The sequence below is a fragment of the Ignavibacteriales bacterium genome (genome assembly GCA_016700155.1).
GTDB lineage: Bacteria > Bacteroidota > Ignavibacteria > Ignavibacteriales > Ignavibacteriaceae.
Genome location: CP065001.1, coordinates 2714983 through 2731821, shown reverse-complemented (window position 1 = coordinate 2731821; position 16839 = coordinate 2714983). Strand labels below are relative to the sequence as shown.

The following is a 16839-nucleotide window of genomic DNA, read 5'->3' as shown; positions in this document are numbered from 1 at the left end:
CCAGAAAGTTAAAAGGGGATTAAAGACCTCAGGATTTAAATACATTTGAAAACAGGGTAATAATTGCAGAAATAAGGCTGGAAAACTTACTAAGTGTAATATTTTTTTATGTTACATAAAGAAGCAGACTCTGAAAAAGAGACAATTTTCAGGCAGGCGCAAACTTAAAACTATAACCGGCTAAATATATGTCCGAGTTAATTCTATTTGAGCAAAATCATCTTCATTGTTTTTGTTGAATTGCCATCACTTAGTCTATAAAAGTAAATGCCGGAAGGAAATTCATGGGCATCAAATTTTACTTCGTATGAACCAGAAGTTTTATAACCTTCAAACAATTCCTTCAATTCATTTCCAAGAACATCGTATATCTTTAAAGTAATATTCGATGGTGAATACAATTGGTAAGTGATCGTAGTAACCGGATTGAATGGATTAGGATAGTTCTGATTTAGTTTGAAAGAAAAATTTTCAGGTGTTGCTTCGTCAATATTTGTCAAAGTATTTCTGCTTAATGTAATTTCAGTTCCATCAGGAATCGCGTCTACCATCACAGTATTTCCTAAATGTGATTGAAACACCACAAGTGAGTCATATCTTGATGCCTGGTTTAAATAACAGCTTTCCCATTGGTCCGGAATGCCCGCGAGTAAAGTCAGGTTGTAGTTATAAATATCAGGCTCCAGGTTGTGAATCAATCTGAATTTGATTTCATCCTCATTAGAAGAAATAATCTGGCTGCTTGTATTATTTCTTTCTTTAATGTATTTGATAACATTGCCTGCAGTTTCCACCCATACTTCAGCATTGTTGCTCTTAGCTTCCAACCAGGTGCAATAAGCTGATAACCACTCAGTTGACATAGGTTCATACAACCCTTGATTCAGCAGGTCCGGGACTTGCGCGAACGGAACAACTTCATGGATCATGATTATTCCCCATGAACTATCAGTTATTGAGTTTTCCGTCCAACAGATAAAATCATTCAGTTCATCAAGATCATCTGAAGTTGAGTTGCGAGGTAAACTAAATGTGACTGGATATGATGTTAAGGAATAAAATTGAATCGAACTGTCATGGTTGGGGAATGGTCCGACACTTCTTCCTGATTTAAAGTAAATTTTGGTCAGTGAATCGACCAAGGGGTTATGATCAGAATAAGGATAAGCGATAGAAACACACCGAGTATTTAATCTGTTATTGATCTGCTGTTGAGAATGATATAATTCATAATGAATTGTATTTGGAGTTAATGTATCGCCTGCTGGTAACGAAGTGAGGTATGGGTGATTCAATGTATGTGATCCAACCTCATGCCCATTCCAACTAACTACCTGATAATCAGGCCAGTACCCGTATCGCCAGATTGCAGGTGAAGATTCTTTTAAAAATGGCGGAAGAACATAGAAAGTTCCTTTAAACCCGAATTGGTCAAGAACGGGCGCAGCATACTGAGTTTGACTTAGCAACCCGTCATCAAATGTAAATGAGAAGGCTGAATTATATCCCCATCTCCATTTTAATATTTCAATTTGTGGAGCAAACGATGACGCCTGTGAATAAAGCGGTAAGTTAGCTGCTAGAATTATTGCTGTTATAAAAATATTTCTGATCATCTATTTTTAGTTACTTTAATTTTTTTCTGTTAACAAAAATCAAACCGTTGAACAGACGTAGTGTAATTGAAAAAAAAGCTAAATTATGTATATCAATTTTGTGTCATTCTCATAGTTGTCTTTTTTCTATGTATGAGTCTTGAAAAGATAAAACTTTTTCTGAACTTTAATTGTCTCATTTGTCATATATAAATTAATATTATTTAAGGGAGAGCCATGAAAGTATCATTATTTCTAAATGCATTTTTTGTAATCCTGATTTTGTGTCTGCAGAGTAATTATGCGCAGGAGTATGAGCACGAAACAGATAAAAACATTCCGGCGCTATCAGATTTTCACGAAGTTATTTATCCCATCTGGCACGAAGCATTTCCCGAAAAGAACTATCAATTACTCAGAGATTTTTCAGATGATGTAAAAAACTCTGCTCAAAAAATTTATGAGGTTGAATTACCGGGAATCCTTAGGGATAAGGAAAGCAAATGGAGTGAAGGAATTAATAAATTCAAAATGTCTGTTGAGGAATATGTTTCCGCAAGCATGGGTGATGATGATGCGCGTCTGTTAAAAGCAGCAGAAGTACTTCATTCAAATTATGAAAATCTTGTTCGAACAATTCGCCCGGTTTTAAAGGAAGTTGAAGAATACCATAAAGATTTGTACATGATTTATCATCACTACCTTCCGGGTAATGAATTAGATAAAGTGAAAGGGTTAACTTCCGGATTAATGTTAAAAGCAGAAGCATTAAAAGATGCTAAACTTCCTTCAAGATTATCCGCCAAACAGGATCAGTTTGATAAAGCAGTAGTCGAGTTAATAGGTAACACAAAAATATTTATATCATCGGTTGAAAGTGAAGACCCGGAGATAATGAATCAAAAACTGGATGAAATGCATTCCAGTTATCAGAAACTTGAAGCGGTATTCGATTAGATTTTTCTCATGAGGTTGTCATTCCTTTGTGATGGCAACCTTTTTTTTGCCCGCATTTCAGACTTCATTCATAATCTTATTTATGTGATGAAGTTCATCATCATTTATTGTGTGACCTAAATTCGGATATATTTTTTTTATGACTTCTCCTCCTGCTTGTTGAAGGAAGTCAGCAGTATAATGAACTCTTTGTAACGGAATGTGAGGGTCAATATCGCTGCAGCCGATAAATATTTTTGTTTTAATAAGTGATCCGTTTTGTTTTCTTTCCAAACCATCAGGTCCTATTAAACCACCGCTTAAGCCGATTACACCGCCAAACTTTTGCGGATATCTTGAAGCATATTCAAGTGCCAGGCACGCGCCTTGTGAAAAACCAAGCAGGAAAATTTTCCCTGTATCAATGCCTTTTTCATTTAATGAATTAATGGTTGTTTTTATTTTATTAAGACCTGAAGTTATTCCGGGTTCATTATCGCTGATGGGAGTTAGAAAGCTGTATGGATACCAAGTATTATTAAAAGCCTGAGGGGCAGCATAAATAAAATCTTTCACGTCGAATAAATCGGTTAAGGTCAAGATACTTTCTGCATCCGCGCCTCTGCCGTGAATCAATATCATTCCTGCTTTGGGTGATTTTGATTCACCTTTAAACAGAACAGGCTGATCTTTATGTGGATCAGTAAGAACAGTGTTCATAATTTTATTCCGTGATTAGTTGCGGCAAGGCTTTCTCAATTGACTGCCTGTCATTTTCGTACCAGGATGGAAGTTTCAATTGTCTGCCAAGCTGCTCTAGAGGTTCATCAACTGTAAAGCCCGGGGGATCGGTTGCAACTTCAAACAAAACATTTCCCGGTTCACGGAAATAAATTGAATGGAAATAGTTCCTGTCAACAATCGGAGTTACATGCATATCAAACGATAACAGATTATTTCTTACCGCTGACTGTGTTTCATCATTATGAGTTCTCCATGCAATATGGTGAACAGCACCAATTCCCATTCTGCCATGAATATTTCCCGGAAGATGTAAGATATCATAATAAGAGCTAGGTCCCGCATCATTACTTTCGAACCGGATCCTGTTTTGTTCTTCCGAAATCTTTTTGAATCCCATCACTTCTGTTAAAAGTTTTTGAGTTTGCGAATATTCCGTCAAAGATGTTGTAACACCGTAAAATCCTTTTATCGAGTGTTCGACAGGAATATCACCGTTTGCCCATCCTTTCCTTTTTTCATTTAATGATGCAACCAGTTCAAGTTCAAACTCATCTTCATCATAAAAAATAATTACATCTTCATTAAATCTTTTGAACGGACCTGTCGTTTCAATGTTTAATTCGCGAAGCCTGTTCATCCAGAAGTCAATTGAAGATGGCAGGATAGAAAAAGAAATTGTTGTTATCTGTCCGCTGCCTTTTTTTCCTTTTACTGCGTTTAACCATGGAAAGAATGTGAGAATGGTTCCGGGGTTCCCGGCTTCATCACCATAATAAAGATGATAAGTATACGGGTCATCAAAGTTCACAGTCTTTTTGATAAAACGTAATCCAAGATTCTTAACATAAAAATTATAATTCGATTGAGGATTGCCCGCAATAGCTGTGATATGGTGAATACCATTTATGTTATGGTTCATTTAATACCTCGCTTTATAATTAAAAAATCCGGAGAGGGAAGATTGAAAACTACTTAAACAAAAACTTTCAAAGCTAAACTGAATTATTCCAAATCTACTTTACAATTTTTGAAATTTGTTTGAATTCTTCAGTGCCGCTTTCATTTAACAGTTCAAACAAAATCGCTTCGGTGGTGGTCACTTCCACACCGTGGCTTTTCATTCTGTCCAGTGCGAATTTGTAATCACTTTCTTTTCTTGATGAAACTGCATCCGCGGCAACATTAACCTGGAAATTATTTGCAATTAAATCAAGTACTGTCTGCTGTACGCAAACGTGTGATTCCACACCTGCAACGACAACCTGAGTTACGTTATTGTCATTAAGTCTTGTAAAAAAGTTGGGCGCACCAAAACAACTGAAACTCATTTTTTGAATAGCGCTTAATCCTTCAAGTTCTTTTTTAAGAGGTGCTGCTGTTATTCCCAGTCCTTTAGGATATTGTTCGGTAAAGAAAATCGGAATGTTTAAAATCTTAAATCCTTTTATAAGTTTGATTGTATTAATGATAACAGAATCAGGATCAGTCATCACTTTTAAAATCTTTTCCTGAATATCGATGATCAGCAGGGCAGTAGTATCCCTTACGAGGATCTTACTGTTTCTTTTCATTGAATTTTCCATTGTGACTCCTAAATAAAAAGTTTATTCATAAATCGGATCCATACCGTATTTACCGCATGCATACATCATAAGTATAGAAGCCAGGTCGATCAGTGCTTTCTTTTGATCTTCAGCGTGAATAATAAGATCATAAACTTCAGCAACGAACTGCATGTTCTTTAAAATTTTTGCCAGCTCACGGTAAGTAGGTGTTCCATGCCAGTTTGCTACTTCCTTAATAAGAAGTTTTTCATGTCGTCTTAAAAATTCATTGAATGAAATTGTCCTTTTAGCCTGAGCCGTACGTGGGCGGCAGATAGTAATTAAATCATTAAAGTAAGTATCCCACTGTTCCGCAAGATGACGGTTCTGATCCCGCATTACATACTTAGCTTTTTCTAATGAGAACTTTGCCTTTGTAAGTGATTTAAAGTTTGATGAGAGTGCGTAACCATCATAACTTGCAAACCCCGTTTCCGAATCAACATATTTCCATCTTCTTAATATCTGGTTTGCCGAATAAATCACAATAACTTTATCAAGCCCGCTGTCAACCGTTATATATTTATTATGCTGAGCGTTAATAACTGTAAACCAGTGTTCCCAGTTATCGACACTTAATATGCATGGTAATCCTTTTTTCAAATGATCATTTAATGCTTTGATCGCTTCCTCAGGAGTTTCCCTTCTGAAATATTTCATCCTGCAATCAAAACTTTTTGCAGCTTTAGCTAAACCGATTTCATCGGTACCGTACCACCATGTACTTCCGGCACGTTTTGCAATTTCTTTTTCATTTTCGAAAAGACCGAGCATTATAAGCCCGTATTTCAGGGCGAAAGGTCCGCACTGGTATTTGTAGGGTTGTGGATAAAAACTCATCTTAAAAACTGAATTTTAATTTTGATAGTGTTTTAGTTGAGTATAAAATTCTATAAAATTTTGCTGAAATGCTATTTTTCTTTATTTTTATTTTAGAATGAGAACAAAAACAAAAGTTGCAATTGTATATAACGAAGCTCACCCGGATTTTTACGCCAAATCTGTAGACCATGAAGTTAAAGAATTGGACTTCATTCCATATTTTGAAGTCGATGAGCTTACACCTATCGAAGAATTTGAAATTATTGCTGAATCACTAAGGAAGTTAGGGCTTGACGCATATACTTTAAATATAAGCGATAATCTAAACCTGCTTCTGAGGGAAATAAAAAAAAATCAGCCGGATGTGCTTTTCAATTTCATTGAACTTTATAAAGATAATGCACGCCTTGAAATGAATATCGTCGGTTTACTTGAGCTGATAGGAATTCCTTTTACGGGGGCACCTTCAGATGCGTTAGCTAACTGCCAGAACAAAGTTCTTGCTAAAAGAATTTTGAAAGCTTCAGGCATAAAGACACCTGAGTTTATGCTTGTTAATAAACCCGTTAAGAGATTGAACCATAAACTCAAATTTCCAATTATAGTTAAACCGGCATACGAAGATGCAAGTGTTGGAATTGAGAATGAATCGATAGTATCAAACGACAGGCAGCTAAGCAGACGTATTGAATATGTGCATCATCATTTTTTACAGCCATCTTTGATTGAAGAATTTATTGATGGAAGAGAACTTAATGTTGCGGTGCTGGGAGATAAAAACCCGGTTACACTTCCCATCAGTGAAATCAGTTTTGAAAAAATGCCCGGACATCTTTTTAACATTGTAAGCTACCAGGCAAAATGGGATCCGCTGCATGAATCTTATCATAAAACAATTCCTATATGTCCGGCAAAACTTCCAAAACGTATTGAAGCTAAAGCCAAAGATAACGCGCTGAAGGCATTCAAGATTATGGGATGCAGAGATTACGCGAGGATTGATATGCGCCTGTCTCACAAAGGTGAACTGTATGTTCTCGAAGTCAATCCAAATCCCGACCTTACTGAAGGCGCCGGATTTATGCGTTCGGCGGAAGCTGCGGGTTTTACATACGGTACAGCTTTACAGAGAATTGTTGAACTTGCACTTGAAAGAAATAAAAGAAACAACGGCAATGGTTTTTTTGAAGGAACTCTAGGCTTGATGACAGGCAAATAAACTCAGATTGAGTTTACAGTTCGGATAAAATTCTAATCACATCAGTTAAATTAAAAGTTTCGTAGTCAGGTTTCACAGTTTTCTCTTTAAAAGGATATTTGGTTTTGCCAGAATAAATCAAAATACCTTTTCCATTCATTCGCTGAACCGGAACAATATCACTTTCAACAGCATCACCCAGCATAAAAAAAGTTTCATTATTTGTGAATCCAAGTTCGGCAAGAGCATTGCTGTAATATAGTTCCGATGGTTTACCTATCAGCAATGATTTTTTTGATGAGGCAAATTCAAGTGCCGAGACAAATGAACCTGCATCCATCAGAATCTTTTCATCTTTCTTCCAATAACGATTCTTCTGCATCGCAATAATTTCAGCGCCGTTTAAAACTTTCAAAAGCATTTCATTCAGAATTTCATAAGTCCAGTTTTGTTCAAGATCACCGATAAGTATTGCTTCGGGATTTTCTGAATCAGGTATATCAGAAAAATGATGTTTGACTTTTTCACCGCAGTAAACGCTTGCGGTTTTATAGTGCTTCTTAAGAAATTCAACTGAAGCATCCACAGTTGTGATAGAAGGAATATTTAAATCTATTCCATTCACTTCCAAATACTTCTGAATATCTGCCGAAGATTTAAGTGTTGAGTTGCTGAGAATTAAAGAAGGAATTTTTTCTTTTACAAGATATCCTAAAAAAGATTTTGCATCCGGGGCAATTTTCCCATTCAGATTAATTACACCGTCAAAGTCTATTAATAGCGGATGTTTCATTTTAAAGATTGTAATTAGGAGGAACTATTTTGGTAATTCGTTTTAAAAGTCTCTCAATAAATTTGGTGAATATCGATTGTTCCTTATTTGAATATTTTTCACCATAACTTCGTATAGCCGTTTCAATGCCGATGTCTTCACCTTTTTCAATGCTCAGATAATATTTATGAGCCATTATATCCGCATAAAGTTTAACAGAATTTGTATCCGGAAAATAATCGAACAGCTTAATCTTATTGAATTCATTAATGATTGGCTTATAAATTTTTTTCACCCATTCATTCGCCGCGTCCTTGATATCTATTTCGTGTCCGGCTTTCTCACTCAGGTACCATTTATGTTCTTCGATTTGTTTGAAGATAGAATCAACTGAGTACTGATCAGTAAACCTGTAAAAATGTTTCCGTATGTTCAGACCGGTTTTGTTTTCGAAGTCAGCCGCTTTTGTAAGAAGCGAATAATTATTCTGATACTCTGTCCTGAAAAACTCCTGGTCATCCTTTACAACGGAATCAGATTTATCCGGCAGTTCCTGGCTTATGTTTTTCATTGATTCAAAAAATCTTTGCAGGTCTTTTTGTTTCAGTTCAGCGGAAATATTTTTTAAGAATTGAATAGTTTCCGAATCAGAAAGAAAAGCTTTTAACTCAGTTTTTGTTTTTCCTTTTTCATCTTTTGATTTAATAAACTTGATAAGAATATTCGAAAGGGAAGCATCGCCCCAGAAAATATTTTTATAATGAAGTTCCGCCAATAGCTCTGCTGCAGCTCTGTAAATGGACTTACGGCTGGTTTCAGAAAAATCCCATTTGAACAGGATTGAATGCGGGATTGATTTTCCCTCAAGTATTGTTACGAGGAATGACAGAGCATCTTTTTCATTAGTCTTTTCTTCGAACAAATCTTTTTTATAAAAAATATAACCGGCAGGAATAAGAGTGTGAATTCCTTTTTCTAGCAGACGTGAAAAAGTTTCGCTTTCAAAGTATGCATTGAGCGGGGATGTCTGTTTAATTGCAAAAGCATAATCTTTTGTTTTTATGAAACGGACAGTATGCTTAGAAACTCCTTTTCTTATATCAAGGAACTTAGCGTGTTTATCAGTCCACTCATTAAGCGGAATATTCCATGGAAGATCTTCCAGGTCGGGCCTGTATTCGGGAAATAGATTTAGTACAAGATATTTTTTATCCATTTAAAGAATCAATTTCTGTTCAAGAATAGACTAAATATAATTGAATAAAAAGAATTGAAAAAATTTGTTGTATTAACAATGAGTTAAAGTCTCAGATCAGTGAAAATCAGTTTCATCTGTATTATCAGTGTCCCATTGCCTTTTTCTTTACCGCAAAGATCGCAAAGCTGAATTCAAACCAGGCTCAGTAGCGCAGAGAAATCGCAAAGTTAAAAATAAGTGCGTGATTCTTTCATTTCCTTCTTGTAATTTGGATTAAGAAAAATTTAAACGATGGGTAGACTGAAAAATTATTTTTTCTTAATCCCGCCTCCACGAATGTTGCGGCGGGCAAGCTTTATCTTACTCTTATTCAGCATCCCTTCCTGCAAAGAAGATACAGCCGTGATTCCTCCGCCACCTCAACCAAAAATAAACCTCGCGGTTGAAGATGTAAGCTGTACAGAAGCCTGGCTGAACCTGAAGTTAGAAAACATAACCCTGCCTGTTGATCTTGAACTGAAGAAAGACAGCACAGTTATAAAAACATTCTTCTCATTTAACAGCAGTGATACAACGCTCTACATCGATTCACTCCTGCCAAACCAAACCTACAACTTTCAATCAGTCATTCAGTCAATCAACCATTCGAGCAACGAAGTTAGCGTGACTACAATGGACACCACCAGCCACAACTACACCTGGCAAACATTTGAGTTTGGACAGCACAGCAGCAGTGTACTTTATGATGTAGCTATTATTGATGATAATAATATCTGGGCAGTTGGTGAAATTTTTATGAATGACTCACTTGGGAATCCTGATCCGCACGCATATAATGCTGTGCATTGGGATGGTAATGAATGGGAAGTCAAAAAGATTTCGGTTTTATATAGAGGGAACTTAATAACTCCTCCATTATATGGAATATTTGCTCTAGCTAATAGTGAAATATGGTTATCCTCAGGTGTACCAATTAAAGGTGATGGAACAAACTGGCAGCAATATCATTTGTTTGATATGGGAATACTAACCCAACAGGACGGATATTTAACTAAAATATGGGGCTCTTCCTCATCAGATATCTATTTTGTTGGTACACTTGGTACGATAGCCTACTACAACGGCAGCCAGTGGATAAGGATTGAAAGTGGGACAACATTGCCATTAATCAAGGTTCATGGTAACTCGGAGGGTGATGTTTATGCAAGTGGCGGAAGTTATTTAACAAGTGAAAGCATCGTACTAAAACTGAACGGTGTTCAGACAGCAGAAAAAATAATAGATGGATATTCGGATAATCAGGTTGACACAAGCAAATTATTTATATCACAATTGTATGGAATATTCAGTGGGCTTTGGGTGGATGAGGGAGGCAGCGTGATAATGGGTGGAAGTTTTATTTACAGGTACAGAAATAATAGGTGGAGGTTTCTTAATGGTGTTGAAGGTAACTACCCGGGAGGATTTCCATCGCGCAGCTTCATACACGATGTATCAGGAAACAGTCAAAATGATTTTTGTGTAGTTGGAGAATTTGGCAGTGTGCAACACCATAATGGAATAACTGCTGTTCAGATTGGTGAACCATTTAGTTTTCAAAATACAACTATGTATTATGGTGTTGATATGAACGGTGATATAATAGTTACAGTTGGAAAAAAAATAAATCAGGCTGTAGTCACAGTTTATATGAGATGATGTAATGCTTAAAAAAATATTCTAAAAATATAACCCGTACCAAATCCCCGTTGGAGTTAATCTTACAGCAGGCAAAGGAAGTCTTACAAAATTAAGTTCTGTCAATAAAAATTTTAAGAAGTTGCTTTCACCGACATTTATCTGACGCAGGTCAATATCAAGCCCGATAAAAATTTCTCTTCTTCCGCCTTGCGGACTGTTAGCAATACCTTCCGCACTGTAACCAACTGCAACACCAAGTGGTCTTAGCCAAACGGGAACAGCTTCCTTAATTGAAGATGGAAGATAATGATATGGATTTACTCCGAGCCAGAAAGTTAGACCTTCATAATCATCAACTGGATTTGTAGCGCCATTGTTATACAGATGATTCTTCAACGCGTCTGACGTATGGTAACTGAATTTAGGCTGAAGTCCGCCAAACTCATCCGGATAAATCTGATTGAGTGCCGAGAAACCCGCTCCGGCGGTGTTAGCAAGAAGATCGCCCCAGCTAAAACCCCAGTCAGCAAAAAATCCGTCCATTACTTCTATCTGCAGCATCCATAACCAGCCGGTAAGTGAGCCGTAGAGAATTGATTCATTGCCCGAAACTCCCGCCCAGCGGTATGCTTTTGTTGTAAGATCACTTACGAAATATGCATGAAGTCCGTGACCGTATTTATCCATCAACTGGTATTTTAAACCATCGGCATGAAAATCTATTGCGTGGAATTTTGTTGTTTCGTTCTTGTACCACATCTCTTTTAATTTCAGATAACCAAGAGCATCTGCCAAAGCAATCACTCCGAATATGCTGTAAAGTTTTGTACTGCTTACATCAGAATTATCCCGCCAGGTTGTTCCATCGCTAAGAATTGCGCCATCGTAGAATCTTTTATCCTTTAAAAATTTCTGGCTAAAATCATCACCACGAAAATTTCTTAATGACATTAGTGATGACTTGAATTGAATCTGTGATGTGCCACTCGGATTATTTTGCAAATTTAACTTTGTCTGCAGGTACTGAAATTCATCAGAAGTTTGTGTTAGTGTCTGCCCTGAAATTGAGGCAATTCCAACCAGGATGAAAAATATTAAAAATTTATTTTGCATTAAATGTTTAAAGTAACGATGAACAACAATTCAAAAATATTTTTTACCTGTGTAATTAGCAATGTATTAGTGATTAATAATCGAAAAGAAAATTGTTTAGTTAAGTTCTAAAATTCTTTAAGTTTGCAGAAGAAAGACCGGATGATCTATGAATAGGTTCAGTGAATTATGCGTTGATTTATTTTTATGCTAGTTGAATTTAATTAAATATAAAAAGGGTGAACTGATGAATTTTTTACAAACAACATTTAGTGTGCTTTGCTTCTCGCTTATCCTCACTTCAATAATATTTGCGCAATACCCTAACGTCCGTGTAAGCAGTGTTGGATTTAATGATCCGGAAGAAGTAACCATTGCGATAAATCCTGTTAATCCCAACATACTTGCGGCGGGAGCCAACATTAATTATTTCTACCGCTCAACAAACGGCGGCACAACCTGGATACAGAATGAACTTAGTTCAACGCTCGGTGTTTGGGGTGACCCTGTTGTGATATTTGATAGTCTTGGTTACCTGTACTATTCTCATCTTTCAAATCCTATCAGCGGTTACTGGATTGACAGAATCGTAATCCAGCGCTCAACGGATCATGGTATCAGCTGGAATGATGGCGCGGGTGTTGGTTATACGTATCCTAAAAACCAGGATAAAGAATGGCTTGCTGTTGATTTGACCCGTTCACCTTACCGCGGAAATATTTATACATCGTGGACAGAGTTTGATGATTACGGAAGTTCATCCTCTGCAGACAGTTCACGAATTTTATTTTCAAGATCTACCGATCAGGGAATTACCTGGTCAACCCCGCTTAGACTAAGTGAACGCGGTGGCAATTGTATTGACAGCGATGAAACAGTAGAGGGCGCTGTTCCTGCGGTGGGACCAAACGGTGAAATTTATGTAAGCTGGGCTGGACCGTTAGGAATTGTTTTTGATAAATCAACTAATGGCGGAGTTACTTTCGGTTCAGATATTTTTGTTAACAGTATGCCGGGCGGCTGGGATTTTAATGTTCCCGGAATTTACCGCTGTAACGGAATGCCAATCACCGCGTGTGATATTAGCTTTTCTCCCAACCGCGGAAATATTTATATCTGCTGGGGAGATCAGAGAAACGGTACAACTAACTCCGATGTGTTCATGAGCAAATCAACTGACGGCGGAAACACATGGTCAGCAGCGAAAAAAGTTAATGATGATGTTACTGATCGACATCAGTTTTTTCCATGGATGACCGTTGATCCCAAAACCGGAATTATCTATGTAGTTTTTTATGACAGGAGAAACACAACAGGATCAGCAACAGATGTTTATGTTGCAAGATCAATTGACGGCGGTGAAACTTTTATGAACTTTAAAGTAAGTGAATCTCCATTTACTCCAAGTTCAGGAATTTTCTTTGGTGATTACTCAAACATTGCCGCATTTAACGGAATGGTTTACCCTATATGGATGCGGCTTGACGGAAGCAGTCTGAGTGTGTGGACTGCAATAATAAATGATTCCAGTTATATACTTCCCGTTGAGTTAAGCGAATTCACTTCAGGTATTGATAACGGTAGTGTTAATTTATTCTGGCGCACCTCTTCTGAATTAAATAACAGGGGATTTGAAGTTCAAAGAGCTTCAATCTTAAAATCAAAACAGGGTGGTTCAACTGAATACATCACGATAGGCTTTGTTGAAGGCAAAGGAACGACATCACAGAATAACTCTTATAGTTTTGCTGACAAACCTGAAAACAGCGGAGTTTATAAGTACAGGTTAAAGCAAATCGATTATAATGGTGATGTAAACTATTCAGAAGAAATAGAAATTAATCTCATAGTCGGCAATAGTTTTAAACTTGATCAGAATTATCCCAACCCGTTTAACCCTGTAACTACAATAAGCTATCAACTGCCGGAAGCTTCTTACGTTACTTTGAAAGTATATGACGTACTGGGAGAAGAAATACTGACATTGGTAAACAAGGAACAAAATTCCGGTGTACACGAGGTCAGTCTCGATGCTGGCAGACTAACCAGCGGAATTTATCTTTATAAAATTCAGGCAGGTGCGTTTGAACAGACAAGGAAAATGATTCTGTTGAAATAGTTTTCTATGAAGTAGCCTCAACCTTCAGGTTGAGAGAGTGCGGGAGTTTTTGAATATTATCCGGTTGAACGTCCGCAGGCTGAAGCCTGCGGCTACCGGACTGCATCAAAGGTTTTGACTCTGACAATTCCTATATTCACATCCGAATTTTATGAATCACAAAACCCTCAAACAGAAACTCGAATATCACTTTAAAGCTTTCGACAAAACACAGATCGAACCTGACCCACTGCAGTTTCTTCATCTATATAAAAAAGAAAATGACATCGAAGTAATGGGATTCCTGTCATCAATATTTGCTTATGGAAATGTAAAGCAGATTTTAAATACTCTAAACGCGCTTAACAGTTTTCTACAACCGGTTCCTTATAAACATATCATCGCATTAAACAGTCGATATAAAATTAATCTCAAACATAGGTTTTACTCTGAAGCGGATGTTAATGCACTTTTTATTTTGCTCAACAAGACAATCAAAAAACATGGCTCACTTAAAGAATTATTTCTTAATGGATATACCTCATCTGATGTAAATGTAAAAAACGGGATTACAAATTTTTCCCAATATTTTTTAGAAGAATACTTAAGATTATTTGGAAAACCCACTCACGGAATTAAATTTATGTTTCCTTCACCCGAAAAGGGAAGTGCGTGTAAGAGAATGAATTTATTTCTTCGATGGATGGTTCGTAAAGATGAACTCGATTTTGGAATATGGAATGAAATTCCCGCTGACAAACTTATCATTCCTGTCGATACGCATATTGCAAAGATCAGCAAACATCTTAAGCTCACATCTCAAAAAAATGTAAGCTGGAAAATGGCTGAAGAGATAACTCATAATTTAAAGAAGTTTGATGCCGATGATCCTGTAAAGTATGATTTTGCTTTGTGTCACATTGGAATGCGCAAAATAAAGTTCTGAAGTATAGCGATATACCCCATCTTTTTGAAAATAGATATTGGAGACCTGTTAATTCCTCTTTATATTTGAGCGTTTATTGAATAAAATTTTTATAGTTTTATTTCTGAAATTTTAACTTTCTCACGATCAGAAGGAGTGAATATGAGCGAAAAGAAACCCTTCGTACCTTTCGTTTCCCCTGAGACAAACATGGCGGAATTTACAATTCGTGCTTTAATCATCGGTTTAGTTTTGGCTGTGGTGCTTGGTGCCGCCAATGCATACCTCGGACTGAAAGCAGGAATGACGATAGCAGCAACTTATCCTGCTGCAGTTATAGGTATGGCTCTCATCAAATTAATGAAGGGCTCAATCTTAGAAGAAAACTTTACAAGAACAGTTGGTTCAATCGGTGAATCAATCGCCGCAGGTGCCATCTTTACATTACCGGCATTTTTTATTGCAGGAATATGGAATCCATTCTATACAACTGCAAACTATATGATATCTGCAGCTATTATGGTTGCGGGCGGTATTCTCGGAATTATGTTCGTTGCACTTTTGAGAAGAGTAATGGTTGAAGATGTTGAATTACCTTTCCCTGAATCAGTTGCGGCAGCAGAAATCCACAAAGCAGGAAGACATGGAGCAGGCGGTTCAAAATTTTTATTCAGTGCAATGGGTATCGGAGCGCTGATACAGTCACTCGGTCAATTTAAATTATTTGCAACTTCGTGGACATCACTTATAACATTAGGCAACGGTCACGTTCTTTTCAGATCGCCTGATGTAAGTCCCGCATATATGGGTGTCGGTTACATTATCGGTCCGCGCCTTGCAGCTTTAAACTTCAGCGGCGGTGTTTTAGCATGGGGTTTACTTGCACCAATCATAGCGTACTTCAAATATTTAAACGGCGCCGAAGTTACACCTGATTTTGACTGGTCAACAGCTATGGTTCAGGTATGGAAAGATTATGTAAGACCGATAGCAATCGGCGGAATGCTTGTCGGTGCATCATTCACTCTCTGGAAGATGAGAAAAAGTTTAATGACCGGTATCGCAAGATCAATCGGTGATGTTAAAAAAGCAGCTTCCGGTGTTTCCGTTGATGTACAAAGAACCGAAAAAGACATCAGCTTTAAATGGGTGATGATCGGAATTCTCGGTACAGCAGTCGCTACATTTTTCATTTACAATTATTTCGCGCAGGATATTGCTGCAGCGCTTGTCGCAACAATTGTTATGATCATCGCGGGATTTTTCTTTGCCGCAGTATCAGGATACCTTGTCGGTATAATCGGTTCAAGTAACAACCCTATAAGCGGACTGACACTTTCAACATTAGTTGTTGCAGCTATCCTTATGGTTGCACTCGGTATGAAAGGTATGCAGGGAGTAGCAGCAGTTCTCGGAGTTGCAGCCGTTGTATGCGTTGCAGCCGCAGTTGCGGGTGAAATGCTTCAGGACTTAAAAGCCGGACACATACTTGGCGGTACACCATGGAAAATGCAGCTTGGTGATATTATAGGTGTTGTTGTTTCCGCGGCAATTATGTTCATACCTCTATTGATACTTCACGAAGGTGATATCAAATCAGGCGGAACAGGATTTGGCGGAGATAAACTACCGGCGCCACAGGCAAGCTTGATGGCAATCTTATCAAACGGTATTGTTGCCGGACAAATGGAATGGATACTCATCTTTACAGGAATGTTAATGGGTGTCGGCTTTATTATGATGAATGTTAAAAGCCCGATGCTTGTTTCTGTTGGTATGTATCTTCCGCTCGGAACTACATTCGCAATATTTGTCGGCGGTTTAATAAAAGGTGTTGTTGAAAGAATAAATGAAAAGAAGAAATTCAACGATGCTCAAAAATCAAGAGTTGAAAATAACGGAATACTCATCGCCGCAGGACTTATTGCCGGTGAAGCATTAATCGGACTTCTGTTTGCAGGATTTGCATTCTTCGAAGTTCCGTTATTCAGTTTCTTTGCTGAACCGACATTTATAATAAGTCTGGTAGTGTTTGCATTTATTGCATGGCTCTTAATAAAAATACCTGTTAACAATGCAGGCAAACCGGATGATCCGGCTCCGCCTCAGGTATCAATGTAAAATAAAAATTGAGTTCACTTATTATTATGTCAGTCTGCATCACAGACTGACATA

At 37.4% G+C, this 16839-nt stretch carries 14 protein-coding genes; 6 read left to right on the top strand and 8 right to left on the bottom strand.

Features of this window, described 5'->3' with window-relative positions; translation table 11 throughout:
* Positions 1-203 precede the first annotated feature (203 nt).
* Positions 204-1616: a polysaccharide deacetylase family protein gene (locus IPM56_11550; GenBank protein QQS34895.1), complete on the bottom strand. Its 1413-nt coding sequence runs from the start codon at positions 1614-1616 to the stop codon at positions 204-206.
* A 216-nt stretch (positions 1617-1832) separates the two neighbouring features.
* On the opposite strand from IPM56_11550, the gene IPM56_11545 reads away from it, so the two are divergent.
* Positions 1833-2552 (top strand): hypothetical protein, encoded by a 720-nt coding sequence (locus IPM56_11545; GenBank protein ID QQS34894.1) that lies wholly within the window; start codon positions 1833-1835, stop codon positions 2550-2552.
* Positions 2553-2609: 57 nt separating this feature from the next.
* Here IPM56_11545 and IPM56_11540 read toward each other — a convergent pair whose 3' ends face one another.
* The 4 genes from IPM56_11540 to IPM56_11525 form a co-directional block, all read right to left on the bottom strand.
* Positions 2610-3251, bottom strand: a complete 642-nt coding sequence (locus tag IPM56_11540; protein ID QQS34893.1) for a dienelactone hydrolase family protein — start codon at positions 3249-3251, stop codon at positions 2610-2612.
* Between the two features lie 4 nt (positions 3252-3255).
* A complete protein-coding gene (locus tag IPM56_11535) occupies positions 3256-4194 on the bottom strand; it encodes a ring-cleaving dioxygenase (GenBank protein QQS34892.1) in 939 nt (312 codons plus the stop codon).
* Between the two features lie 94 nt (positions 4195-4288).
* A complete protein-coding gene (locus IPM56_11530) occupies positions 4289-4858 on the bottom strand; it encodes a hydrolase (GenBank protein QQS34891.1) in 570 nt (189 codons plus the stop codon).
* A gap of 21 nt (positions 4859-4879) precedes the next feature.
* Positions 4880-5719 carry a hypothetical protein gene (locus tag IPM56_11525; GenBank protein QQS34890.1) on the bottom strand — a complete coding sequence of 280 codons (840 nt, stop codon included), beginning with the start codon at positions 5717-5719 and terminating at the stop codon, positions 4880-4882.
* Positions 5720-5816: 97 nt separating this feature from the next.
* On the opposite strand from IPM56_11525, the gene IPM56_11520 reads away from it, so the two are divergent.
* Complete coding sequence (locus tag IPM56_11520; protein ID QQS34889.1) at positions 5817-6920, top strand: ATP-grasp domain-containing protein; 1104 nt, start codon at positions 5817-5819, stop codon at positions 6918-6920.
* 13 nt (positions 6921-6933) lie between these two features.
* Here the strand turns inward: IPM56_11520 and IPM56_11515 are convergent, their stop codons facing one another.
* Both IPM56_11515 and IPM56_11510 read right to left on the bottom strand, forming a co-directional pair.
* The gene (locus tag IPM56_11515; protein QQS34888.1) at positions 6934-7692 is read right to left on the bottom strand and encodes an HAD hydrolase-like protein; all 759 of its coding nucleotides are present in this window, start codon (positions 7690-7692) and stop codon (positions 6934-6936) included.
* A gap of 1 nt (position 7693) precedes the next feature.
* Entirely contained in the window at positions 7694-8887 is a 1194-nt protein-coding gene (locus IPM56_11510; protein ID QQS34887.1) for a DUF4032 domain-containing protein, read from the bottom strand.
* 273 nt (positions 8888-9160) lie between these two features.
* Here IPM56_11510 and IPM56_11505 point away from each other — a divergent pair, with 273 nt between their 5' ends.
* On the top strand, positions 9161-10567 hold the full coding sequence (locus tag IPM56_11505) for a glucosyl transferase (protein QQS34886.1): 1407 nt from the start codon (positions 9161-9163) through the stop codon (positions 10565-10567).
* Positions 10568-10588: 21 nt separating this feature from the next.
* On the opposite strand, the gene IPM56_11500 is transcribed toward IPM56_11505, so the two are convergent.
* The gene (locus IPM56_11500) at positions 10589-11662 is read right to left on the bottom strand and encodes a DUF2279 domain-containing protein (GenBank protein ID QQS34885.1); all 1074 of its coding nucleotides are present in this window, start codon (positions 11660-11662) and stop codon (positions 10589-10591) included.
* Positions 11663-11888: 226 nt separating this feature from the next.
* On the opposite strand from IPM56_11500, the gene IPM56_11495 reads away from it, so the two are divergent.
* The 3 genes from IPM56_11495 (at position 11889) to IPM56_11485 (ending at position 16785) form a co-directional block, all read left to right on the top strand.
* Positions 11889-13760, top strand: a complete 1872-nt coding sequence (locus tag IPM56_11495) for a T9SS type A sorting domain-containing protein (GenBank protein QQS34884.1) — start codon at positions 11889-11891, stop codon at positions 13758-13760.
* A gap of 151 nt (positions 13761-13911) precedes the next feature.
* Positions 13912-14685, top strand: a complete 774-nt coding sequence (locus IPM56_11490; GenBank protein QQS34883.1) for a TIGR02757 family protein — start codon at positions 13912-13914, stop codon at positions 14683-14685.
* Positions 14686-14826: 141 nt separating this feature from the next.
* Positions 14827-16785 carry an oligopeptide transporter, OPT family gene (locus tag IPM56_11485; GenBank protein QQS34882.1) on the top strand — a complete coding sequence of 653 codons (1959 nt, stop codon included), beginning with the start codon at positions 14827-14829 and terminating at the stop codon, positions 16783-16785.
* The last annotated feature ends 54 nt before the right edge of the window (positions 16786-16839 follow it).